We start from the raw sequence: 22,703 nt of genomic DNA on the forward strand, positions 1-22,703 counted from the left end.
CTGGGAGGAAGTATCATGAAGGCGCACACGAGCGCGCATTGGCCCGGCGATCCTATTCGGATCACCTGACGATGCTCTACCGCTATAAAGCGCTCAGCCGCACGGGCGTCAGCTTGTCGGGTGAGATGGAAGCTGTCAGTCGAGCGACAGTGCTCGAGGACCTGCATCAGCTCGGCCATTTTCCGATCGAGGTCAAAGAGCTCGCTCAGGCGGCGGGCGGCAATGCGCGCGCGGCTTCGTCGTTCTTCTCCGGGCTGCCATCGTCCCGTCAGATCACGCTCTTTACGCGCGAGCTGGCAATGCTCCTCAAGGCGGGATTGCCGCTCGATCAGGCGTTGGGATTCCTCGAACGCGACGCCGGCTCGAAAGCGCTGTCGCGACTTGTCGGCCGCGTCGGCGACGCCGTCAGCAGCGGCAAAAGTCTGTGCGAAGCTTTGGAGATGCAAGGCGAGGCATTCCCGCCGATTTACTCCCGAATGGTGCGCGTTGCTGAGGCGAGCGGCACGCTAGAGACGGTTCTCGAGCGCATCGCGCATGGCCGTGAGAAGGCTCAAAAGCTCAAAAGCATGGCCATCTCTGAAGTGCTCTATCCGTCCATGCTGATCGTCATGGCCATCTCCGCCGTGACCATCATGCTGACGTTCGTCGTCCCGCGCTTCAAGGACATGATTGCCAACGCCGGCACCGAAATTCCCGAGCAGGCGCGCTTCGTGATCGGCGCCTCCGACTGGCTCCTCGCGAACTGGGAATATTTGCTTGCGGGCATCGGCGGCGTGGTGATCGCTGCGATCGTTGCGTGGCCGAAGATCCGCGGCAACGTCCAGATGCTGTTGATGCGTCTCCCGCTCATCGGCACCGTTCTGCAAATGAATTTGACGATCCGCTTCTGCCGCACGCTCGGCATGCTGCTGGAAAACGGCGTCGATCTTCCCGCGGCGATGAAGCTCGTGAGTGCGGTTATCGGCAATAAGCTCGCCGCCGAGGCGCTCGATCAATCCTACGACGCGCTGCGCAAAGGCCGTAGCTTCCTCGAACCGCTATCGCAATCGGGGCTGTTTCCGCCGGTTCTGATCAACATGCTCCGCGTCGGTGAAGAGACGGGAAACTTGGCGTCGTCGCTACTGCACATGTCCGAGGTCTTCGAAGAGAAGTTGGAGCGCACGGTCGAGCGTACGTTCACGATTTTCGAGCCGCTGATCATTTTGGTTGTCAGCGGCGTCATCGCATTCATCATCGTCTCAATCTTGAGCGCGGTTATCAGCATCAACGACTTGGCAATGTAATAGAAAGCGGACGACCGATGGGTGTCGAACAAATCATACGCAACCTGCGCAACCTGAAAAGCCGCCGCAAGGCGTCGCCCGACGGAACGCGTCCCGGCGAAGCCGGCTTCACGCTGATCGAGCTTCTGGTCGTGATGGTGATCCTCGTTCTGCTGGCGAGCCTCGTCGCGCCCCGCGTCATTGGCTATCTCGGCAGCTCGCGGACGAAATCCGCCAAAGTGCAGATCGAAAGCCTGAGCACGTCGCTCGAACTCTACAAGCTCGACACGGGTAGGTATCCCGACGGGCGCGAGGGATTGAACGCGCTCGTCCAGCGGCCGGGCGATGTGCAGGGCTGGAACGGCCCGTATCTGAAGAAAGACAAGGTGCCGCCCGATCCATGGGGCCAGCCGTACATCTACCGCTATCCCGGAAAACACGGGCCATTCGATATTCAGACGCTCGGCGCCGACAAGAAAGAAGGCGGACAAGGTGAGGACCAGGACGTTGCGAGCTGGCAATAGTCAAAGAAGCGTCAACGGCAGCGCCGGCTTTACGCTGATGGAGGTGCTGGCGGTGATGCTGATCATCGCCATGACCGCTGCTGCGATAGCGACCTTGTATCGTTCGCCGTCCGGCAGCGCGCAGATCAAGACCGCTGCGCTGCTGGCGGCCTCGCGCCTTCGCGATCTGCGCGCCAACGCGATGACGTCAGGGAATGAGAGGGTCGCAACGATCCACGTCGATGCGCGCGCGATGGAATTCAGCGACGGCAGCGCGCCGATCTCATTTTCGCGCGCGATGAAAATGGACGTGACGGCCGCCGACGGCGAGATCCGCTCTCCGACGGTAACCGGTGTGCGTTTCTACCCGAACGGCAGCTCGACCGGCGCAACGATAAATCTGGAAATGGAAGGGCGGGGTTATGAAATCCGCGTCAACTGGCTCACCGGCCGCGTATCGACAGGCGCGCTCAACTAACGCGCCTCAGACCGCGCCTGAGGCCGCGCCGGAGGCGGGCTTCACGTTGTTTGAGACGCTGACGGCAATGTTGGTGATGTCGATCGGGCTCGTCAGCCTGTTCGAAGCTCATTCGCGCGCTTTACGAACGGCGGGCGTCGCGGCCGACTACGCGCGCGCAAGAATTTTCGCGCAAGGGTTGCTCGCCGATACGGTCGCAGGCTGGAACGGCCGAATCCTTTCAAAATCCGGAAACGACGACGGATTTGCCTGGACCATCGACGTCGCGCCGGAAGGCGCTTCCTGGGCCAACGTCGCCATGCACGACAATTGGAAACTTCGTCGCGTGCGCGTGGTCGTCAGCTGGGCCGGCGGCCGCCAATTCGAACTCGATACACTGAAACTCGGGCGGACCAATGGTTAGCAACGCGACAGCGACGGCATCTCCGCGTCGGGACAGCGGTTTCACGCTCATCGAATTGCTCGTGAGCTTGACGATTCTGACCGCCGTTCTGGCGATTCTGAGTTCCACGCTGAGAACGCTGTCGCAAAATTGGAATGCCAATGCGAACAGGCTCGAGCGGATCGAGATGGTTGCGCGCGCGTTCGATATTTTTCAACGCGACGTTTCCGGTCTTCAGCGCCTCATCGTGACGTCCAACGACAAGCAGYGGTTCCTTTTCACGGGAACGCCAAACCGCCTTTCGTTCGTAACGATCGAGCCGCCCTACCCGACCGTGGCCGGCCCTTATTTCATCGACTACTCGATCGACCCCAGTGGGCCGTCGGTCGATCTCGTTAGGGCCCGCGCTCCGTACGTGACGAACATGCAAGCCTTTCCAGGGGCGAGCCCCGCAAATCGCGTGTCGCTGCTGCAGGGACCGTTCAAATACCAGTTCTCGTATGCCCAAAAGGAAAAGCCGGATGCGGTGTGGACCCCGACCTGGCGGCAGCAGAATAAATTGCCCGGAATCATCCGGCTGGAAATCATTGATCTCGCGAATGGCGGGTATGCGTCGCAACCATTTGTGGCCGCACTTCGAACCGACGCGGAGATCAGCTGCTTAGGGGAAGGTTCCAATGAGTGCAGCCCGAAGACCGACGGCGAGTTGACCCGGATCGGCGAGCAGAATGCCGCCCTTGGAACAGCAGGGAGATAGGCCGTGGAGCGCGGTGACGAACAGAATTCGCCTGCTCGCGACGCCGCCATGGACGGCGGCCGCGAAGCGGGCTTTGTGCTGCTCGTCGTCCTCTGGGTTTTGACTTCGGCGGTTATTCTTGTCGCATCCTTCAACGCTGCCGCGCGCAGTGGCGCATCCTCCGCGATTTCCGAAATCGGGTTGACGAAATCGGAAGCCCTGCTCGATGCCGGGTTGGAGATTGCAGCAGCGCATTTGATCGACGAGGACGAAAACCACCGTTGGCCGGGGAACGGCACGAGCCATTCGATGGCGTTCGCCGGTGCTGAACTGGAAATCACGGTTCGGGACGCCAGCAGCCTGATCGATCTCAACAAGAGCGATGAGAAGCTCTTGCGGTCCTTCTTCGCCAAACTGACGAATTCCACCGAGAAGGCAGCGCATTATACCAAAGTCATTCTGGACGCGCGCGACGCGGCCTCTGGCGAGAAGAAGACGCAGCGCGACCAGGCAGACGATGATAGCGAGCATTCAGTCTCGACGCACATCGCCTTCATAGACGTCGGTCAGCTGGGCCGTACCGAAGGCATCCCCCGCGACGTCTTCGAGCAAGCCGCGCCATTCCTGACTGTTTTCAGCCGAGACGGCATGATCTATCCGCTGTCGGCGCCGATGACGGTTCTTGAAGCGATCCCCGATATCAGCCGGGCCGACATCGAGAAGATCAAGTATGCGGACAAATCCGCCTTTGCCGATTTGATGCAGAAGAGCCAGTCATATGTGACTGAAGAGAGCGGCCCGGCCTACGTCGTCACCGTTCGCGCGCATCGGCCGGACGATACGTATAGCGCCGTCAGGACTTTCGTGATTGCGACAGGGCTCGATCCACGAGCTCCCTACAGGCTGTTGGCAAAGTTGCCGACGACGAGCATGGCTACGGAGAAAACCCGGTGAAAATGGAAGCGGTCAAGAAAGGCCGAATTCGCGAGGCTTATTCCTGGTGGCTCCGCGAGCTGAGCAAGCTTCTGACGCCCAAGCGGATGAGCGAGCGGCCGTGGCGCACGATGCTGTTCCATACGCCGGCGGGTTTGGAGATTTTGACGAAGGCCGGTGGCCAGATAACCAATCTCGGCGTTCTCAGGAGCGATGCCACCGCCGAAGAAATTGCAGCGATCAGGCGATCACTGTTGCAAAGGTCGGCACAAGAATCAAAGCAGATCCTGCTTCGCTTGTCGCCAACCGATGTCGTCCGAAGAACCATTCAGGTGCCGAAGGCCGCCGCCGATTTGATGGATTCGGTCGTCGAGAACAAGATCGAAACGATCGTTGCGTGGCCGCAGGAAGATACGCGCTACAGCTACCGTGTCATCGGCGCGGATCCGGCGTCTCCGACGCAGATAAATACCGAAATCGTCGCGACGACGAAGAAGATTGTCGACACAGCGCTTGATGCCGCCCGGACGGTGGGGCTGTCTCCCGGCGCTGTCGACTTCGCTCCAGCGCCTGACGCAGCATCGATCGTCGAACTGGCGCACCTCGAGGCGGACCCGGTCAGCAAGATGGCGGGCAAGCTTCATGTCGGGCTCGGCGCGCTCGCCCTCAGCAGCGTGGCGATTTGCATGATCGGCATCTATCAGCTCTCGGACCTCAACGATCAATATAGCGACATGGAATCGAAAATAGCCGGGGTGACGTCCCGGGTTGACGAAGTCAAACGCCTCAACGACGAAAATGCCAAATTGAAAGACCAGCGCGAGCGTCTCGCAAAGCAGAAAATCGATTTTCCTCCGGTCATGGCTTTGATCGAAGCGTTGAGTCGCTCGCTTCCCGACACGGCCTATCTCGACGAATTTGAGATCCACGACAACGAAGCCCGCATCGTCGGAAAATCCGCCGATCCAACGGGATTGATCGGCCTGCTCGAAAGCACGCCTGAATTCGAAGACGTACGCTTTGCCGCGCCGACGACGCGCGAGGACGGCCAAACACTGGGGACATTTTCGATTGTCGCAAAGCTCCGGGGTGTGGCGCATTCGGAGAGCAGCCAATGACGATGCCATCGGGTCTTTCGCGTATATCTCTAGCGCTCGCCGTTCTGGCAATCGTGCTGTCGGCGCTCGGAGCGCTCGCCGCCGCGCCATTTTTTCAGATCAGAAAGCTCGAGACGGCGATTGCTGAAAAGCATCGGCGTCTCCCCGAATTGCGTGCCCAGATCGCTCACGAAAGCGAGTTGAAGAAAGAGCATGCCGATCTCGCCGCGCTCGGGCAGGACAAGAGCCTGCTGCTTGAAGGCGACAAGACGGGCGTTGCCGGCGCAAACTTGCAGAGTCTGGTCAACGGGCTCGTTACCGCGAACGGCGGCACGGCCTCGAGCATCCAGATTTTGCCGCCGAAAGAGGATGGCAATCTCATGCGGATTTCGGTGAGCTTGTCGATCAACGTCGGCACCGACGGGTTACGTGATATCGTGCATAGTCTGGAGACGGGCACCCCACTGATATTCATCGACGACATCGTTGTCCGCGGGATCCACGAGGACTTCCGCCCGACCGAGCCGCACTATCTCGGCCCGCTCGAAGTTACGCTGCAAGTGAGCGGCTTCGCCGTCCAGAATGGAGCGTCCTGATATGATGGAAAAGTATCGCCCGGCTCTGCTGATTTTGGTCTCTCTTGTGCTCGGGGCCCTGACTTGGCTCGATAACCGCGCCGCGCTGGTCCCGGAAAAGACGGCGCCGGCTGTCACTGCTGAGCCAGCCGTCACGGCTGAGAATACCGAGCAAACGCCTGAAGCGACGGCCGAGCCGGAGGATAGCGCCGAGCCGGAAGAGGACGTCGCATTAGAGGAGCCCCCGACGAGCGGGAATCCTCTCGCCTCGTTCGATAAGGCGTCGTTGGAAAATTGGGTGGAGCGACCGCTGTTTGCGCCAAGTCGCAAGCGCCCGCCGCCACAAGCTGTTGGGGCCGCCGGACCGAAGCCGCAGCCCCCGCCCGACTACCGGCTGCTCGGGGTCGTGCTCAATCCGCATCGTACAATCGCGCTGTTGCGCCGGGAGGGGACAACCGTCGACGTTCGCGTTCAGGTCGGCGACACGATCGGCGGATGGCACGTTGCCTCTGTCGAGCGGGAAGCCGTAACGCTTCGGCGCGACGAGGACACGTCGCAGGTCGTGCGTTTCAAAAAAGACTGCGCCAACGTGCCAGGCATCGCCTGTCCGTGAGACTGGCTCACAGCAACAAAACGCGATGTCCTCAGGGCATCGGCGTCGGCTCTTCCTTGGCCGGAGCGCCTTTAGGCGCCCCTGGCGGGCTTGCGGCAGAGATGAGAATTCGCTCCACGCCGGTGGCGTTCTTTAGCGATCGCACGATCATGTAGTTCTGATTGCGGAGCAATCTTTCGAGAATACTCGGCAGACTGCCGGTCAGCGTTAGCGACACCTGATCGCTAGCAAGGTCCGTGCTGTTGTCGATGACTTCGACGCCGTATTTCTCGTGCAGAGCCTGAAGCACCGCGCTGATCGGCGCCTTGTCGATACTGATATCGAGGCTCTGCGCCGGACGTTCACCCGCGATCGTCACGCCCTCCGCCAGCACCGCCGATGCCCCAAACAGACATGGCCCAAACAGACATGTGACGGCGGCGGCCAACGGCAAACCCCGAAGCATTCGCAGCGCAGAGAGGTGACGCGTAGATCTGGATAGCCGGTTCATCGTGAGTGTCCAAGTTGACTGGAGAGCTGCGCGCTCTCCCCCGCGCTTCGTTCAGTAGCAGCCTTCATCGAGCATGCACTTATCGAAGCGCCAGTTGTCGAAACCCCAACGCTCATACGACCAAGCCTCCCAGCCCCGGCCCATGACCAGATTACAGCGATACATGACGCGAAGACACCGTTGTTGATCGCGGCAGATGCCTGGATGGCGATGCAGGCGATAAACACCAAAACGAGGGTCCCACCCGGCCATCGGACGGCAATGAAAACCATGCGCCAATTGCACGGGCGAATCCCCCGTAGCACCGGGAGACCTTGGATCGAGCGCCAGCGGTCCGGCGAGCGCCGCCGAGGCTAGGGTCCCGGTGAAAATTGCACAAATGAGGATCCGGATCCGCTGTCGTCCACTCTGCTTTTGCAAATCATCCTCCCCGTGAGCGCAGTACAGCACTCTGTCTCCCATGAGCATTACAGCATCCGACGGCAAATTGGCGTTACATGCTCGAACGTTATAATGGATTTACCCTGAAGTCGCCCGATTACCACGATTCCGCTTTTTATCAGCATGATTACTTCAGCAGAGAGATATCTCTCTCGGACAAATAATCCGAATAAAGATGATGCGTGTAAGTCGTAAATCATATGTCCAAGCGACGCATAGGAATTCTGGCGATAGTAACTCGATGTGCGTTTTCATTTGCTCCGCTGCAGATCGTGTTCCGCGCAAAATATGCTGTTCCTGGACCGTCAGAACGGTCCGTAAGATTGAGCATTCGACTCAAGGAATCCTTTGACTGCCGAGGGCTTTCGTCTAAGTTTTTTTTTAAGAGGCGGGTGAGAAATTCGGGCTGGGCTGGGATCGCGAATGTAACCTGCGGGGAGGAGATGTTAATGAGGGCGGTTGGTGGCGACTGGCGCTCATCGTTAGTTGTCAATTCCGAATGGGATATCTGCGATACCCAATATTGCGCTCAAAGCGGCGGACTCTCTGCATTTCGCGATGCAATATCGAGTGCCTTTTTGCCATGGCAAATAGAATATAGTGAGGAATCTGAATTCGAAGCGCGCATGGTTTGCGGCTCGTCGGAGTACGGAGCAATTGCTCGTTTGGCGATGTCGCCTGCAGTTTCAACTCGCAAAAGCTTGGAAATTGCGAAATCGGCTAGCGAATGCGTCTACGGCAGTTACGTTATTTCTGGAGAATTGGTCGTAGAGCAGCGGGGACGGACCACGATCGCCAGAAGAGGCGATCTCGTTCTGTTTGACAGCACTTTGCCTGTGAAACTCATAGTGGTGAGCGCCAGCCTATATGAGGATATGTCAATCCGAATCCCCAAGGAAAAATTAGCCCCGGTTCAAAATCAGGATGCCGTTTTTGGGAACGTCGTCATTTCGGCCGAGCAGATGATAGCTCCCTTATCCAGCGCCCTTTCGTTTCTGGCGCAAAATATGGCGGTCACGACAGCACAAGAACTTCACGCTCTTCAGGCTACTTGCGCGGCGCTTCTGCCCGTCGCGGCATTGCGATCGTACACCGGAAGCGATCACGCGGACGAGGTGTCGGCGAAGCCCAACTATTACACGCGGGAGCTTGCGAGGTTCATCGATGCCAACATTGGCGACGCGATGCTGTCGCCGCGGATCGCAGCGCAGCATCTCGGCATTTCGGTGAGATATGTGCATAAGCAGTTCGCCGCGAAGGGCACGACCTTCGGCACATACGTTACGGACAAGCGTCTCGAGCTCGTGCGTCAGGATCTGATTTGCGAAGCCTGTCGCCATCACCCGATCTTCGCAGTGGCATACCGATGGGGCTTCAACGACCTGTCGACGTTTATAAGAGCCTTCAAGAAAAAGTTTGGATGCTCGCCCCGGGAGTACCGGCTGACATTTTTATGAACGCGATTGAAGTCCAACCGGCGTTCGCCCGCTGAAGCGGCTGTCCGTGTGCGGGCGCTCTGACGCGTACGACGACCCCAATTTTTATCGAGGCCGAGAGTCGTCATTTTACCTGCAACACGTTACCTGCAACACGCGACTTTTCTGGTCATTAATCGTGTGCGAGCGCTCTAAGCTCCTGACGCCCGATATAAGATATTGATTTGTCGCGCTAATTTGCGTGCTTGGCGGACCTGGAAGAGTTCGGTAGGTATCCCTCCGGAAAGCAATGCCCCGCGGGCACCGCTGAGTTGCGCGCGTTCGAACCATCATCCTCGTCTAGGAGACCACTGCCCGGATGACCGCCAAGATCGAGGTCACGATCGCCGATCAAAATCCGGTCGTACGTGCAGGTCTCGACGCACTGATCGCACGGGATGGACGCTTCACTGTCTGCGGAATTCACTCAACGGGCGAGGGGCTGATCAACGCCCTGAAGACCAAGCCCGTGGAGATCGCCGTCGTCGGTTGGGCACTGCCTGACATGACCGGCGGCGCCGTGCTCGCCCGCATCAAACAGGAAAAGTGGCAGACGCGGATCATCATTTACACGGGCGAGCGGTCGCACGATGTCCTGCGCAATTCTATTAAGGGAGGCGCTTGGGGCTTCGTTTCGAAGACGGAAGATCCGCAAGTCTTGCTTGAAGCGGTTGTTTCCGTCGCGCGTGGCCGCTTGTCGCTGCCCTACGTCGACATCGACCTTTTAAATCACGATCCTCTCGAAGGCCTGACTGCGCGCGAGCGAGAATTGCTTGCTGCACTTGCGAATGGCTGGACCAATCTGCAGATCGCGGCGCGAACGGGAATCTCGCGTAATACGGTGAAATACCATCTCAAAAATTTGTACGACAAGCTCGGCGTGTCGAACCGTGCCATGGCTGTTGCACTGCACGTTTCTGTTAACCGTGATGGACAGCACTAAGGAGGGGCGGCGCACCTGCAGCAAAGTGTTCCACTGCGGCCTGTTGAGGTGGGTAGCAGCGGCTGCCCAACCGGGTGTTGATAGTTTTTCATTCACACCATCACTGTCCCCCTGCTAGTTAAGACCGACGCCCGCATCTGCGATCGGGCGGAAGGATCAGCAAAAGAATGCCGGAACGTCTCCCCTGCTGCGTCGGGGGCCGTCGGCTTGGCACAACGCAGCGCGGAGGAACGCTTCTATGACTGTTACGCCTCATCTTTTCATACCCGGCCCGACGAATGTTCCCGATGCCGTTCGCATGGCAATGAACGTCCCGATGGAGGACATGCGTTCGCCGGAATTTCCGAAATTCACGCTGCCGGTATTTGAAGACCTGAAGAAGGTTTTCAAAATGAAGGATGGCCGCGTTTTCATTTTCCCGTCGTCGGGCACCGGCGCTTGGGAATCGGCAATCGAGAACACGCTCGCCGTCGGCGATAAGGTTCTGATGAGCCGTTTTGGCCAGTTCTCGCTGCTCTGGGTCGATATGGCCGAGCGGATGGGCCTCAAGGTCGAGCTTTGCGACGAAGAGTGGGGCACGGGCGTGCCGCTCGAGAAATACGCCGACATTCTCGCGAAGGACAAGAATCACGAGATCAAGGCTGTCTTCGCCACGCACAACGAAACCGCGACGGGCGTCAGCTCCGATATCGCAGGCGTCAGGAAAGCACTCGATGCTGCTAAGCATCCGGCCCTCCTCTTCGTCGATGGCGTCTCGTCTGTCGGCTCGCTCGACATGCGTATGGGCGAATGGGGCGTCGACTGCTGCGTTTCGGGTTCGCAGAAGGGCTTCATGCTCCCGACGGGTCTCGGCATTCTCGCCGTGAGCCAGAAGGCGCTCGACGCCAACAAGACGCAGAACGGACGTATGAACCGCTGCTTCTTCTCCTGGGAAGACATGATCAAGACGAACGATCAGGGCTACTTCCCCTATACGCCGGCAACACAGCTGATCCGCGGCCTTCGCGCGTCGCTCGATCTCATTTTTGCCGAGGGTCTCGACAACGTCCTCGCTCGCCATCACCGCTTGGCAACGGGCGTTCGTCACGCCGTCGATGCGTGGGGCCTGAAGCTTTGCGCGAAGGAGCCGAAGTGGCACTCGGACACCGTCTCGGCGATCCTCGTTCCGGAAGGCTTTGACAGCAACGCCGTCGTGAAGACCGCGTACTACCGCTACAACACGTCGCTCGGAGTTGGCCTCAACAAGGTCGCCGGCAAGGTCTTCCGCATCGGCCACCTTGGTGCGCTCGATGAGTTCATGATCGGTGGCGTTCTCTTCGCTGTCGAAATGGCGCTCAAGGATTCCGGCGTCAACGTCAAGCTCGGTTCCGGCACCGGCGCGGCTGCGGAATACTTCAGCAAGACCGCAACGAAGTCGGCAACCGCCCCGACGCCGAAGCAAGCGAAAGCTGCCTAAGATAATCACGCCCGGCTTCTAACGAGGTCGGGCGTTCTGCATCTTATGATTACCCTCATCCCCAAATAACAAACGCGAAATCCTAGGAAGGCACGCCCCCATGAGCTTCACGCTTTACCCGCTCCGCAAACAGAGATTGCAGCGCTCGTACCTCGCGGTTCCGGGTTCCAATCCGACCATGATCGATCGCGCGCTGAAGAGCGCCGCCGATTACGTCTTCCTCGATTGCGAAGACGCCGTCGCCCCGCCCGAAAAGGAGCAGGCGCGTAAGAACATCATTCAGGCGCTGAACGATCTTGACTGGAAAGCAGCTGGCAAAAGCGTCAGCGTCCGTATCAACGGCCTCGACACGCACTACATGTACCGCGACGTCGTCGACATCGTTGAGCAGGCCGGTCACAAGCTCGACACGATCCTGATCCCGAAGGTTGGCGTTCCCGCCGACGTCTACACGGTCGAGACCATCGTCAGCCAGATCGAAGTCGCCAAGGGCCTTCCGCACCAGATCGGCACTGAAGCGCTCATCGAAACGCCGCTCGGCATGGCCAACGTCGAAGCCATTGCATCCGCCAACAGCCGTCTCGAGTCGATGCACTTCGGCGTCGCCGACTACTCGGCCTTCAACAAGGCTCGCACCGTCGTCATCGGTGGCTTGAACCCCGACTATCCGGGCGACCAGTGGCACTTCCCGCTGTCGCGCATGACGGTTGCATGCCGCGCCTTCGGCTTGCGTCCGATTGACGGTCCGTTCGGCGGCATCGACGATCCGGAAGGCTACAAGGCCGCTGCCCGTCGCGGCGCAGCGCTCGGCATGGAAGGCAAGTGGGCCATCCATCCCTCGCAGATCGAACTCGCCAACGAAGTGTATTCGCCGACCGCCAAGGAAGTCGAACGCGCAGAGCGCATCCTCGTCGCGCTGAAGGAAGCCGAAGCCCAGGGTAAGGGCGCAGCCTCCCTCGACGGCAAGATGATCGACGCAGCGTCCGAGAAAATGGCAAAGAACCTGCTGGTCACGGCAGCCGCCATCAAGTCGGCCGAAGCCGCTCGCGCCAAATAAGAACAAGCCCGGAAAAGTCAAGAATTCCAAGGAGTCCAACATGGACATTCATGAATACCAGGCGAAAGAACTTCTTGCGAAGTTCGGCGTGCCGATCCCTCGCGGCGGTCTCGCCTACAGCCCTGAGCAGGCAACCTATCGCGCCAGCGAACTCGGCGGCGCGGTTGTTGTGAAAGCGCAGATTCACTCTGGCGCCCGCGGCAAAGCCGGTGGCGTCAAGCTCTGCCGCAACGAGCGGGAAATCGAAGAAGCGGCCGAGTTCATGCTCGGTCGCAAGCTCGTAACGCACCAGACCGGTCCGTCGGGCAAGCTCGTTTCTCGCCTCTACATCGAGGAAGCGACGAACATCGATCGCGAAATCTATCTCGGTTTCGTGATGGATCGCGCGTCCGAGCGCATCGTGGTGGTTGCCTCTGCCGCAGGCGGCATGGACATCGAGGAAATCTCGGCGACCCAGCCCGACACCATCATTCGCGTAACGGTCGACCCGGCCGTCGGCATGCAGCAGTTCCAGGCGCGCGAACTCGCGTTCGGCCTGGGCGTTGATCCCGACATCGTCAACAAGATCGTACCCGCGATCATGGGCTGCTACCGCGCGTTTCGCGATCTCGACGCGATAATGGTGGAGATCAATCCGCTCGTCATCACGAAGGAAAAGCAGGTCCTCGCACTCGACGCTAAAATGTCGTTCGACGAGAACGCGCTGTTCCGCCGTCCCCACATCGCCGAGCTCCGTGACAAGAGCCAGGAAGACACGCGCGAGACCTACGCGTCGGATCGTGGTCTGTCCTATGTCGGTCTTGATGGCGACATCGGCTGCATCGTGAACGGCGCGGGCCTCGCGATGGCGACGCTCGATATGATCAAGCTTGCAGGTGGCGAACCGGCAAACTTCCTCGACATCGGCGGCGGCGCTTCTCCCGAACGCGTGACGAAATCGTTCAAGGCCGTGCTTCGCGACAAGAACGTTCGCGCGATCCTGGTCAACGTATTCGCTGGCATCAATCGCTGCGACTGGGTTGCCAAGGGCGTGGTGGACGCGGTCAAGGAACTTGAGATCACCATGCCGATCGTCGTTCGCCTCGCCGGCACGAACGTCGAGGAAGGTCGCAAGATCATCGACACCAGCGGCCTCACCGTGATTAGCGCCGATACTCTCGCAGAAGCGGCAAAAAAAGCGGTCGAAGCAGCAAAAAAAGCGGCCTAAGTCAGGAGAAACGCACCAATGGCAATCTTCATCAATGAAAAGACGCCGATCCTGATCCAGGGCTTCACCGGACGTATCGGCACGTTTCACGCCCAGGAAATGATCGACTACGGTTCCAACGTCGTCGGCGGCGTGACGCCCGGCAAAGGTGGCACGTCCCACCTCGGCCGGCCGGTGTTCAACACCGTCAAAGGCGCAGTCGACGAAACCGGCGCCGAAGCCTCGATCGTGTTCGTACCGCCCCCGTTCGCGGCCGACGCCATCATGGAAGCTGCCGACGCCGGCATCAGATACTGCGTCTGCATCACCGACGGCATTCCCACCCAGGACATGATCCGGGTGAAGCGCTACATGCGGCGCTACAAGAAGGAAAGCCGGATGGTCCTCACCGGACCAAACTGTGCCGGTACGATTTCGCCTGGCAAAGCAATGCTCGGCATCATGCCCGGCCACATCTATCTTCCGGGCCGCGTCGGCATCGTCGGCCGGTCGGGCACGCTCGGCTACGAGGCTGCTTCCCAGATGATGTCCCTCGGCATCGGCGTTTCGACCTCTGTCGGCATCGGCGGCGACCCGATCAACGGATCTTCGCATCGCGACGTTCTCGAAGCCTTCGAGAATGATCCCGATACGGATGCCGTTCTGATGATCGGCGAAATCGGTGGACCGCAGGAAGCCGAAGCCGGCGTCTTCGCTCAGGAGCACATGAAAAAGCCTGTGATCGCTTACATCGCAGGTCTTTCCGCTCCCAAGGGCCGCCGTATGGGCCACGCGGGCGCCATCGTTTCGGCGTTCGGTGAATCGGCTGCCGAGAAGGTCGAGATCCTCAAGGGCTGCGGCGTAACGATCGCCCCGACGCCTTCGGAGATGGGCTCGACCGTCGCGCAAGTCCTCGGCCGGATGAAAAAAGTCGCCTAAGATTGGTGCCGGCCGGAGCGAAGTTTTTTGCCTCCGGCCGCCCTCTCCGGTAATCTAATGAACTATGCCCGAATACTGTCCCCTCTTCGGGACGTGGAGCCTTGGTGATGCAGGATACGACGCCGTCGGTTGGCTCGACCAAACTCGATGAAACCGAGCTGATCAACGAGCTGAAGCGTCTCAGAACTCAGATCCCCGACAATCCTTCGCTCAATCCGATTTTGAACGTCGCGTTCGACCTGTCGCGCCGGCTTGAATCGAATTTGGTGTCGTTTGAAGAGATCCAGGGTCTAGCGGGACGATTGATGGACCGCGCCTGCGTTCGCCGGGCCCGCAGGCTTCGCGAAAAGATCGGCTACGTCGATCAGGCGACGACGCTCAAGGATTTCACGTCCTACGTCGAAAGAACGGCGAACGAATCCGGCGGCTCGATTGAAGCCTTCGCCGAGCGGTGGTCTCGCGCTCGCACCGGCATCGTTCTCACCGCGCATCCGACCTTCGGCCTTTCCGACGCGCTTTATCGCCGTATGGTCGAGATTGCGGTCTCCGATCCGGCTGCTGACGTCTCGCTTGGCCTGCCGCACCGTCCCGAACAGGCGCTGACGCTGAGGCACGAGCACAAGTGCGCGCAAGACGCGATCCGCAACCTGCGCAACGCGTATGAGGAGCTTCTGCACGGCTTCTATAGCGTTGCATCCCAGAAATTCGGCGACGCGGCTTTCAAGGTGCGCCCGAAGATGACGACGTTCGCGTCCTGGGTCGGCTACGATCTCGACGGCCGAACCGACATCGCATGGACATTTTCCTTCGAAGTCCGCCTCCGCGAGAAGCGCGCCGCGCTCGCCGACGTTCGCGAGCGCTTCGTCGTGCTGAAACACAAGCTCGAGGGCGGCGATGCAGCTCAGCGCATCGCCCGCCAGATCGTCGGCAAGCTCGATCTCGGTATTGCGGCCGTCGACGAGCAGATCAAGGCGCTCGAGAGCTTTGCGAACGATGCCGATGGTCTCGCGAAAGCGGCGAACGTCATCACCAAGACGGACGGCTACAACCTTCTGACCGTCGAGCCGCTGCAGGCGTTGTTCGAAAATCTGATCGACGCCGTGGAAGCGCCGCAGATGAAGCGCGCGACGGCTGCGCTCGCCGGCCTCGTCGAGGCCACCGGCCTCGGCATGTCCCACATTCATTTGCGCATCAACGCGCTGCAGCTTCACAACGCGTTCCGCGCCTACGTGCACGAGCCCTGGACCCGCGACCTGACCGAAAGCCAGTCGCTGGCCCGCATCGTGGAGATGATCAAGAACTGCACGCCGGAGACGGTGAACTTCGCGACGCTCGATCTCGAGACCGCGACGGCAATCCGCCAGTTCGCGCTCACGGCTCAGATCAAGAAACACGTCGATAAGGAAACGCCGATCCGCTTCCTCATCGCCGAATGCGAATCGCCCGCGACCGTTCTGATCGCGGTCTTCTTCGCGAAGCTCTTCGGCGTCGACGACATCACCGATATCTCGCCGCTGTTCGAAACACCCTTGGGCTTGGAGAACGGCTCTCGCATCATGGAGCGCCTCGTCGAGGAGGAGGCTTATCGCAAGTATGTCGAGGGGCGGAAACGCCTGAGCATCCAGACGGGCTTTTCGGACGCTGGCCGTTTCATCGGGCAGATCCCGGCGACGCTCGCGGTCGAGCGCTATTACCACGGCCTGGCTGCGCTGATCGACAAGGCAAAGCTCGAAAACGTCGAGACGCTCGTGTTCTCGACCCACGGCGAGTCGATGGGCCGGGGCGCCCATCCGGGCAACCTCTACCGCCGCCTCCATTACGTCATGACGAACGAGGCACGCCGCCGCTTCGGCGCCGCGAACCTCCCCGTCAAGCACGAGACGAGCTTCCAGGGCGGCGACGGCTATATGTTCTTCGGCAATCGCGGGCTGACGACGCGCGCGCTGGCGACGATCGTGATGGATGGCGATATTCCGCCCGCCGAGACCGATCCGTTCTATTCGGAGCAGAATTTCAGCCTCGACTTCTTCCTTCGCCTCCGCGCCTTCCAGCAGAATCTTTTCTCGCACGATGGCTATCGCGCAGTGCTCGGAGCGTTCGGTCCCAATCTGCTGTTCAAGACGGGCTCGCGACCGGTGAAGCGCCAAGGCGATCACGCGTCTGATCGCGGCAATCCCGCCCGCATGCGCGCCATTCCGAACAACGCGATCCTTCAGCAGTTTGGTTACATCGCAAACGTCGTCGCGGGTCTTGGCACCGCGGTCGGCACGGACCGCGAGCGTTTCAACAAGCTCGTGAAATCGTCGAAGCGGCTGCAGTCTCTGCTCGCGATGATCGGGCACGGCAAGACGATTTCCAGCCTCAACGCGATGGATGCCAATTCTCAGGTCTTCAATGCGGGGCTATGGGCAGCCCGAGCTTCGTGGGGCCGCGAAGAAGCGCTGAGCAGCGCCTTCCGGACGCTTGCAACGCACCTGCTGCCGGACGACCGGCACGGCGATATCTCCGAGCTCGTTCATCTCCTGCGCCTCGACGCAATCGATCTCCACGCGATCCTGTCCGATCAGAACATCGAGGATGGTCTCGTGCCCGACGAGAACCGGCTCGAGCTCGATCTGCTGCAGGCCATCAGGCTCGCGCTGATCATGCGCATCTTCATTCTTGCGGCACAGCTGCCACGCTTTGCTCCGCAGGATGGACTGTCTCATGCGCAGGTTCTGGAAATGGCGCTGAGCCTCGAGATCCCCGAGGTCTTGAGCATTCTGCGCAGAGCCTTCCCGCACGATGCGAAAAATCTCGCCGGCAAAACCTTCGACGAACCCGCCAGCTATCGCCCGCGCGGCATCGACGACTATGCCCGTCTGGAAACGGAAATCCTGACGCCGATGGAGATTTCGTACGAGTTCGTGCGCGAAATCGGCACTGGCATTTCGCACCACTTCGGCGCGTTCGGCTGAGGGACCTCAGACGCTGTGCGGCCGCGCGGTTTCTCGCCGGCCGCTGCTACTTCAGATCGACCGCTTGAAGCGCGAAAACTTCGCCCTCGCTCGTCTCGCTGTCCAGCCACAGAAACGGCAAGTCGGGCCGCGAGGCTTCAAGAGCCTCTTGGCCCATGCCGATCTCGACGACGAGACTTCCTTCCGCCGAAAGCCGGTCCGGTGCGCCGTCCAAAATGCGCCTCACGAGGTCCATCCCGTCGACGCCACCAATATGCGCAAGCGTCGGCTCAGCCTGATATTCAGGCGGAAACGCCGCGACCGCCTCCGCCGTAACGTAGGGCGGGTTTGAGATAATGAGATCGTAGTCCGCAGGCGGAAGCCCCTCGAACAAATCCGCCTTGAAAGTGCGGATACGCGTCTCCAAGCCATATTCGGCAATGTTGCGTCGAGCGACAGCCAGCGCATCCTCGGAAATATCGCTCGCGTCGATCTCGGCATTCGGAAATGCGAGCGCCGCGAGAATGGCGAGGCAGCCGGAGCCGGTGCAGAGATCGAGCACCCGCCTGACCGCGAGCGGGGCGGGCACGATTGTCCCGAGATGATCTTGGACGAGGAGTTCCCCGATGAACGAGCGGGGCACGATCACCCGCTCATCCACGTAGAACTTGTGTCCCTGGATGTAAGCGGCGTTCGTTATGTAGGCGGCGGGCTTCCGCGTCTCGATGCGTTTTGAAATGACCGCATTGACGGCCTCGCGCTCGGCCAAGGTCAGCCGGCAATCGAGCCAAGGGTTGATGTCTTCGATCGGCAGATCGAGCGTCGCAAGTATGAGATAAGCTGCCTCGTCGACCRCATTCGTCGTGCCATGCCCGTAGGCAAGGCCGGCGCGGTTCATCGAGGTTACGGCGTATCGCAGCCAATCGCGAACGCGAACAAGTTCATCGACGGGCGTCTGGCCGGCTTTCGCTGTCATGACGATAGAATAGCAAATCGTCTCAAGCTGTCGCCGGAAGCTCGTCGAACCTGATCAAACGGCGCTGATCCTCGTCCCAAAGCTTGAGACGCGCACACCGGATGCTGTCGGTGAGCGTCAGCCGGTTGATCGACTTCAACTCCGGGCTCGCCTCGAGACAAGCCGAAAGCCGATAGTTCGGGATCGTGCTGTTGAGGTGATGAATATGGTGCAGACCGATATTCCCGGTGAACCAGTTCAGGATCTTCGGCAATTTGTAATAGGAAGACCCGAGCAAAGCCGCGACCTGGAAATCCCAGCCTTCAGCCTTGTCCCACGTCGTCTCTTCGAACTGATGCTGAATGAAGAACAGCCAGCCGCCCGTCGCCGACGCGAGATGCAAAACCGGCAGTCCGACCCACAACACGTTGGCGAAGCCGAAGAAGTAGCAAAGGGGAGCGTAGAGCGCGACCAAGCCCGCGTTGAGCGCCATCACGCTCTTCCAGGTATCGCGCGGCGGCAGCGCGTGAAACCACGGCAACCGCTGCAGAATGAGGAAGTAGGCCGGCACGCCGAAACCGAACAGGAACAGCGGATTGCGATAGAGCCTGTAGTGCAGCTTCCCGAGCGTCGAGAGCTGCCCATATTCCCTGACCGTCATGGTGTCGATATCGCCCGCACCGCGCCGATCGAGATTTCCCGATGACGCATGATGGTGCGCATGTTCCCGCCGCCAGAGCCCATAAGGCGCAAGCGTGAACAAGCTCATGCAGCGTCCGACGAAATCATTGAGGGCCCGTGAGGCGAAGAACGAGCCGTGGCCGCAATCGTGTTGGATGATGAAGGCGCGGACGACGAGGCCCGCGGCCGGGATGGCAAGGAGCAGCGTCGCCCAGTAAGCGTGTTCGACCGTCGCGAACATGACGCCGACGATAAGGACGAGCGGGATGAACGTTGTCAGCAACTGCTGGACCRCCACCCGCGGGATCGACCCACGGTATTTCTGGCAGTGAGCTGCGAGCCTGCGAACACGCTGCTTCTGCGTTTCGGGCATGGGAGCCTGCGGGGCGGCAGTTGGTCGCGCGTCGCCGATCAAAATGTCGGCACGGCTCTCCGCTCGCAAAGGCTGCTTAAGGCTTAAGTTCAAAGGTCTGGTCCCCTAGGAGTGGAATCGACAACCGTCCGCCCGACGGCGTCGCGTAGCATATTCGACGTGCTTCGCGAAACGCTGTTGACGCCATTTGCCTGAGGAATGCGTGCGCAGTGACGCATTTCTGGCGCAAAACGCTCATGATTTCGGGCCGGGGTTTCATAGGTGCGAAAAAAAGAGGGCCGGATTGTGCTCGGCCCTCCTGATTCGTTATCGCAGCGTCCATTCGCGCAATTCTCTAGAAGTGCTGGCCCCAGATTTCGACGATTGCCGAGCCTTTACCTTTCGCGGAGGAGTCGAAGAACCGTGAACGGTACTTTGCCTCGATGTGATCGATGGACTGGCGGCGCTTGCCCCTGAGATCGATGGGCCCGTAGGTGCCGCCGGCATCCACACGCGTCCGGACCGGAACGATCTCTTCTTCGCCATCGGTATAGACGACCTTCACCTCGTTAAGGGTAATCGCTCTGTCCCGAACGGTAACCCTGATGCGCCGGAATCCGCCTTCATTGGAGCCGACCGGGATGATGTCTTTGTCAAACCCGATGAAGCCTGCGGTTTGCGCGCCGAGAAGCACCCAGCCCTGGTTATATTTGCGCCCTTCTCCCTTCGGCCCGAGCCAACCGGGAGCATATTGTCCGAACACTTCTATCCGGGCCTGACCGTTGAAGCTCGGCCGCGAGCGGTAGACCAGCTGAATTTCCTTGATGAACCGATCGCCTCTGAGATCGATCCAGTTGGTACGCGAGTTTTTCGGAATATCGGCGTTGACGGCAAGGCTGTCGCTTTCGCCGTTCGCGTAAACGACTTTCATCTCGTTGATGTGAATGTCGTTATCGAGCACGCGCAGCCGGATTTTCGCAAATTTGCCGACTTCGTTGCCAACGCGAATGACGTCGCGATCCGTCAGGAAGCCGACATATTGAGCGCCGAACAGGACATCGCCCCCGGCCGTCGCCTGTCCGGGTTTAGCGGGTGTCGCGACGGGGACCGTCGGCCGGACTGCGATATCGCCGGACGATGCATTGCCGCGCCGGTCATCGTAGCGCTCAGAGCTGCCACGGCCGCTCCGATCCATTTGCCGGCCTTCTCTGTCTTGAATGCCGATGATCTGGAGCCGCCCGCGGCCGTAGCCGGGCGCCTGCTCGATCACGATCTGATCGATGAATTTGCCGTCGTAGGTCTGATTGATGACCCGGCTGCGCTCGCCCCAGTACATGTCGATCTGACGGTCTTCATTCCAAACCGAACCGTCGCTGTAGACGATCTGCACGTGCCGTACATCGAAGAGCTTACCCATCGCATTTTTGATGCGAATGCCTTTGTAAGCACCTTTCGCCTGTCGCACGTCGATCGTGTAGCGATCGAGGGCCAAGTCGACGTCCGTTTCAGAAATCAGGATCAGCTGATCGCCACGTTGCTGATGATGATGGCGATGATGGTGTCGCGAGTGTCGGGCTTCGGCGGCGGCGGTAATTGCGCCCGTGGCCAAGACGACGCACAGCCCCAGTACCAGTCTGCGCAACATAAACATAATCCCTCTGATTACTAACGCCCGTGCCCCTTGCGGGGGCACTTTAGCGACGGCAATTAGAAAAGGCAGCGGGCAGACAGTCGTTCGGCTGTTCAAAAGACGACATGATGTGAATCTGCAACACAGGATCCGGCCCCGATGCCGGCGAGGGCGCGTCAGGGTCGGTTTGCAGCCGGTCGCGATCGACTGGGACGGATCTGAGCCACATCCCCAAGACAAATTGAAAAGCGCACCAGGGGTGCTCTTGCGACTCCCACGACTATAGGCTGTACTGTCCGTGCAAAGATCTAGCGCAGCCTTCCGGCCTCGCAGCGCAAAGCCTCAACTTCCCGCCCGCAGTCTCCCCCGGCTGCGGGTATTTTTTTGGGTGCTGTAGCCGCGAACCGGTCAGGACCGGTCTGAAGACGAAAATCCTGCGGCCTTTGCTTCGTCCTCGCTGCAGAACCAGCGCTCGCCGCGCTCCGGCCGCACCTTGGCGTTGGCGTAGGCATCCGACCACGGCAGGGCGTAGATCTTTGACGATGCCCTAACGACGCCCTTGATCGGGCAACCGTCTGGCGCCTGGCGTTTGGCCGCTTCCCAGGTCTGATCGCGCCACGCCTGCGGGCGGGCGACGTCGCCCTGCCAAATGCCGGCTTTGGCGTTGCGCGCGGCGGTCTCCTCGCTGGCGAGCGAGCTGAAATAGGAGCTGACGGCAAAGACGTATCCGCTTCGGACGAGCTGGGCCGCGACGTCGTTGCCGTCGACCGTGCAACGCGCGAGCGTGCGCCCGGCATCGTCTTGGCCCGAGCGCGTGCACGTCACCACGCGCCCGCGGATGATCTTGTTGAGGCCGGTCTTCGCCGATGCCGCACAGTTCCACCGGCGGCCATTGGCTCGCAAGCACGGCTGTTGCGATGCGGGGGCTTCAATGCCATCGATCCGCACGAGGGCGCCATCAACCCGCATCACATCGCCGGTGATCGCCGTCGCCGGCCCCGAAATCTCGGAGGAAATCGTTACCTGCCGGGCCCCATTGGGCGCGAGGTCCACAACGGCGGCGGCTCCTGCTCCCACGCCGTCGGCGCTGCGAAGCATGGGCCCGCCGACGTAGATCAGGCCGATAGCCAGCGCCGCGCTGATGAGATGATGGGCCTTGATCGGGAAATTGCGGGCGATATCCGGCACCATCTTGGCCTTGCCGCGCACCGCATCGACGGGAACGCGCAAAGCACCGAGCACCGGGGCAAGAAGGCCGCCGAGGGAATCCTTGAGAACGCCCCAGAAGAACTTCGCCCAACGCGAAAGTTCGGAAAAGGCCGCTACCGCAATATCGAGGAGCGCGTCACCGAGGAACGCGAGCAACCGCGAAAATTGCGAGCGCGCGGCGGAAACGCTCGCGCGGCCGGCACCCACGCCGGCATCGGCGACGTTCTTGACCTTTTCGACGGCGGCGACGCGCACATCCTCGACCCGGCGCTGCCGGTCGGCCCGGCGCACCAGAACGGTCGTGCGCACATACTCGCGCCATTCAAAGCCTTCGCTACGTCTACGCCACCCGAACATCGAGCGCTCCTCCCCGC

General features: G+C 60.3%; 21 protein-coding genes. 16 read left to right on the forward strand and 5 right to left on the reverse strand.

What is annotated here, in order from left to right; translation table 11 throughout:
• Positions 1 to 38: 38 nt before the first annotated feature.
• Genes AC1DK3_RS16800 through AC1DK3_RS16840 form a run of 9 tightly spaced genes read left to right on the forward strand, consistent with a single transcriptional unit; the run spans position 39 to position 6,579 of the window.
• A complete protein-coding gene (locus AC1DK3_RS16800) occupies positions 39 to 1,283 on the forward strand; it encodes a type II secretion system F family protein (protein WP_477193388.1) in 1,245 nt (414 codons plus the stop codon).
• Between the two features lie 17 nt (positions 1,284 to 1,300).
• On the forward strand, positions 1,301 to 1,786 hold the full coding sequence (gene gspG / locus AC1DK3_RS16805) for a type II secretion system major pseudopilin GspG (protein ID WP_477193389.1): 486 nt from the start codon (positions 1,301 to 1,303) through the stop codon (positions 1,784 to 1,786).
• Complete coding sequence (locus AC1DK3_RS16810) at positions 1,755 to 2,243, forward strand: prepilin-type N-terminal cleavage/methylation domain-containing protein (protein ID WP_477193390.1); 489 nt, start codon at positions 1,755 to 1,757, stop codon at positions 2,241 to 2,243. The genes gspG and AC1DK3_RS16810 overlap by 32 nt, the downstream gene beginning before the upstream one ends.
• Before the next feature lie 46 nt (positions 2,244 to 2,289).
• Positions 2,290 to 2,646 carry a type IV pilus modification PilV family protein gene (locus tag AC1DK3_RS16815; RefSeq protein WP_477193391.1) on the forward strand — a complete coding sequence of 119 codons (357 nt, stop codon included), beginning with the start codon at positions 2,290 to 2,292 and terminating at the stop codon, positions 2,644 to 2,646.
• On the forward strand, positions 2,639 to 3,382 hold the full coding sequence (locus tag AC1DK3_RS16820) for a prepilin-type N-terminal cleavage/methylation domain-containing protein (RefSeq protein WP_477193392.1): 744 nt from the start codon (positions 2,639 to 2,641) through the stop codon (positions 3,380 to 3,382). Before AC1DK3_RS16815 ends, AC1DK3_RS16820 begins: the two co-directional genes overlap by 8 nt.
• 3 nt (positions 3,383 to 3,385) lie before the next feature.
• Positions 3,386 to 4,315 (forward strand): hypothetical protein, encoded by a 930-nt coding sequence (locus tag AC1DK3_RS16825; protein ID WP_477193393.1) that lies wholly within the window; start codon positions 3,386 to 3,388, stop codon positions 4,313 to 4,315.
• 2 nt (positions 4,316 to 4,317) lie between these two features.
• The gene (locus tag AC1DK3_RS16830; RefSeq protein ID WP_477193433.1) at positions 4,318 to 5,412 is read left to right on the forward strand and encodes a PilN domain-containing protein; all 1,095 of its coding nucleotides are present in this window, start codon (positions 4,318 to 4,320) and stop codon (positions 5,410 to 5,412) included.
• Positions 5,409 to 5,987: a type II secretion system protein GspM gene (gspM, locus tag AC1DK3_RS16835; RefSeq protein ID WP_477193394.1), complete on the forward strand. Its 579-nt coding sequence runs from the start codon at positions 5,409 to 5,411 to the stop codon at positions 5,985 to 5,987. The genes AC1DK3_RS16830 and gspM overlap by 4 nt, the downstream gene beginning before the upstream one ends.
• Before the next feature lies 1 nt (position 5,988).
• Positions 5,989 to 6,579 (forward strand): hypothetical protein, encoded by a 591-nt coding sequence (locus tag AC1DK3_RS16840; RefSeq protein WP_477193395.1) that lies wholly within the window; start codon positions 5,989 to 5,991, stop codon positions 6,577 to 6,579.
• A 31-nt stretch (positions 6,580 to 6,610) separates the two neighbouring features.
• Here AC1DK3_RS16840 and AC1DK3_RS16845 read toward each other — a convergent pair whose 3' ends face one another.
• Entirely contained in the window at positions 6,611 to 7,069 is a 459-nt protein-coding gene (locus AC1DK3_RS16845) for a hypothetical protein (RefSeq protein WP_477193396.1), read from the reverse strand.
• Between the two features lie 890 nt (positions 7,070 to 7,959).
• Here AC1DK3_RS16845 and AC1DK3_RS16850 point away from each other — a divergent pair.
• From AC1DK3_RS16850 to AC1DK3_RS16880, 7 genes are all read left to right on the forward strand, one after another.
• Positions 7,960 to 8,967, forward strand: coding sequence for a helix-turn-helix domain-containing protein (locus tag AC1DK3_RS16850; protein WP_477193397.1), 1,008 nt, complete (start codon positions 7,960 to 7,962; stop codon positions 8,965 to 8,967).
• Between the two features lie 337 nt (positions 8,968 to 9,304).
• Positions 9,305 to 9,928, forward strand: coding sequence for a response regulator transcription factor (locus tag AC1DK3_RS16855; RefSeq protein WP_477193398.1), 624 nt, complete (start codon positions 9,305 to 9,307; stop codon positions 9,926 to 9,928).
• A gap of 238 nt (positions 9,929 to 10,166) precedes the next feature.
• Complete coding sequence (locus tag AC1DK3_RS16860) at positions 10,167 to 11,384, forward strand: aminotransferase class V-fold PLP-dependent enzyme (RefSeq protein WP_477193399.1); 1,218 nt, start codon at positions 10,167 to 10,169, stop codon at positions 11,382 to 11,384.
• A gap of 100 nt (positions 11,385 to 11,484) precedes the next feature.
• On the forward strand, positions 11,485 to 12,441 hold the full coding sequence (locus tag AC1DK3_RS16865) for an HpcH/HpaI aldolase/citrate lyase family protein (RefSeq protein ID WP_339086159.1): 957 nt from the start codon (positions 11,485 to 11,487) through the stop codon (positions 12,439 to 12,441).
• Positions 12,442 to 12,481: 40 nt separating this feature from the next.
• The gene (locus AC1DK3_RS16870; protein WP_477193400.1) at positions 12,482 to 13,648 is read left to right on the forward strand and encodes a malate--CoA ligase subunit beta; all 1,167 of its coding nucleotides are present in this window, start codon (positions 12,482 to 12,484) and stop codon (positions 13,646 to 13,648) included.
• Positions 13,649 to 13,666: 18 nt separating this feature from the next.
• Positions 13,667 to 14,566, forward strand: a complete 900-nt coding sequence (gene sucD, locus AC1DK3_RS16875; protein ID WP_477193401.1) for a succinate--CoA ligase subunit alpha — start codon at positions 13,667 to 13,669, stop codon at positions 14,564 to 14,566.
• 107 nt (positions 14,567 to 14,673) lie between these two features.
• Positions 14,674 to 17,523 (forward strand): phosphoenolpyruvate carboxylase, encoded by a 2,850-nt coding sequence (locus tag AC1DK3_RS16880; protein ID WP_477193402.1) that lies wholly within the window; start codon positions 14,674 to 14,676, stop codon positions 17,521 to 17,523.
• A gap of 46 nt (positions 17,524 to 17,569) precedes the next feature.
• On the opposite strand, the gene prmB is transcribed toward AC1DK3_RS16880, so the two are convergent.
• From prmB to AC1DK3_RS16900, 4 genes are all read right to left on the reverse strand, one after another.
• A complete protein-coding gene (gene prmB / locus AC1DK3_RS16885; protein ID WP_477193403.1) occupies positions 17,570 to 18,478 on the reverse strand; it encodes a 50S ribosomal protein L3 N(5)-glutamine methyltransferase in 909 nt (302 codons plus the stop codon).
• 22 nt (positions 18,479 to 18,500) lie between these two features.
• On the reverse strand, positions 18,501 to 19,511 hold the full coding sequence (locus AC1DK3_RS16890; protein WP_477193404.1) for a fatty acid desaturase: 1,011 nt from the start codon (positions 19,509 to 19,511) through the stop codon (positions 18,501 to 18,503).
• A gap of 334 nt (positions 19,512 to 19,845) precedes the next feature.
• On the reverse strand, positions 19,846 to 21,135 hold the full coding sequence (locus AC1DK3_RS16895) for a DUF2541 family protein (RefSeq protein ID WP_477193405.1): 1,290 nt from the start codon (positions 21,133 to 21,135) through the stop codon (positions 19,846 to 19,848).
• A 393-nt stretch (positions 21,136 to 21,528) separates the two neighbouring features.
• Positions 21,529 to 22,686, reverse strand: a complete 1,158-nt coding sequence (locus tag AC1DK3_RS16900; protein ID WP_477193406.1) for a thermonuclease family protein — start codon at positions 22,684 to 22,686, stop codon at positions 21,529 to 21,531.
• Positions 22,687 to 22,703: the final 17 nt, after the last annotated feature.

The sequence above is a fragment of the Hyphomicrobium sp. 01T421 genome, assembly GCF_056398805.1.

Bases quoted from the DNA above. Each gene is read 5' to 3' on its own strand.
- gspG (WP_477193389.1), top strand. From the start codon at position 1,301: ATGGGTGTCGAACAAATCATACGCAACCTGCGCAACCTGAAAAGCCGC.
- AC1DK3_RS16830 (WP_477193433.1), top strand. From the start codon at position 4,318: ATGGAAGCGGTCAAGAAAGGCCGAATTCGCGAGGCTTATTCCTGGTGG.
- gspM (WP_477193394.1), top strand. From the start codon at position 5,409: ATGACGATGCCATCGGGTCTTTCGCGTATATCTCTAGCGCTCGCCGTT.
- AC1DK3_RS16840 (WP_477193395.1), top strand. From the start codon at position 5,989: ATGATGGAAAAGTATCGCCCGGCTCTGCTGATTTTGGTCTCTCTTGTG.
- AC1DK3_RS16845 (WP_477193396.1), bottom strand. From the start codon at position 7,069: ATGAACCGGCTATCCAGATCTACGCGTCACCTCTCTGCGCTGCGAATG.
- AC1DK3_RS16850 (WP_477193397.1), top strand. From the start codon at position 7,960: ATGAGGGCGGTTGGTGGCGACTGGCGCTCATCGTTAGTTGTCAATTCC.
- AC1DK3_RS16855 (WP_477193398.1), top strand. From the start codon at position 9,305: ATGACCGCCAAGATCGAGGTCACGATCGCCGATCAAAATCCGGTCGTA.
- AC1DK3_RS16860 (WP_477193399.1), top strand. From the start codon at position 10,167: ATGACTGTTACGCCTCATCTTTTCATACCCGGCCCGACGAATGTTCCC.
- AC1DK3_RS16865 (WP_339086159.1), top strand. From the start codon at position 11,485: ATGAGCTTCACGCTTTACCCGCTCCGCAAACAGAGATTGCAGCGCTCG.
- AC1DK3_RS16870 (WP_477193400.1), top strand. From the start codon at position 12,482: ATGGACATTCATGAATACCAGGCGAAAGAACTTCTTGCGAAGTTCGGC.
- sucD (WP_477193401.1), top strand. From the start codon at position 13,667: ATGGCAATCTTCATCAATGAAAAGACGCCGATCCTGATCCAGGGCTTC.
- AC1DK3_RS16880 (WP_477193402.1), top strand. From the start codon at position 14,674: ATGCAGGATACGACGCCGTCGGTTGGCTCGACCAAACTCGATGAAACC.
- AC1DK3_RS16895 (WP_477193405.1), bottom strand. From the start codon at position 21,135: ATGTTGCGCAGACTGGTACTGGGGCTGTGCGTCGTCTTGGCCACGGGC.
- AC1DK3_RS16900 (WP_477193406.1), bottom strand. From the start codon at position 22,686: ATGTTCGGGTGGCGTAGACGTAGCGAAGGCTTTGAATGGCGCGAGTAT.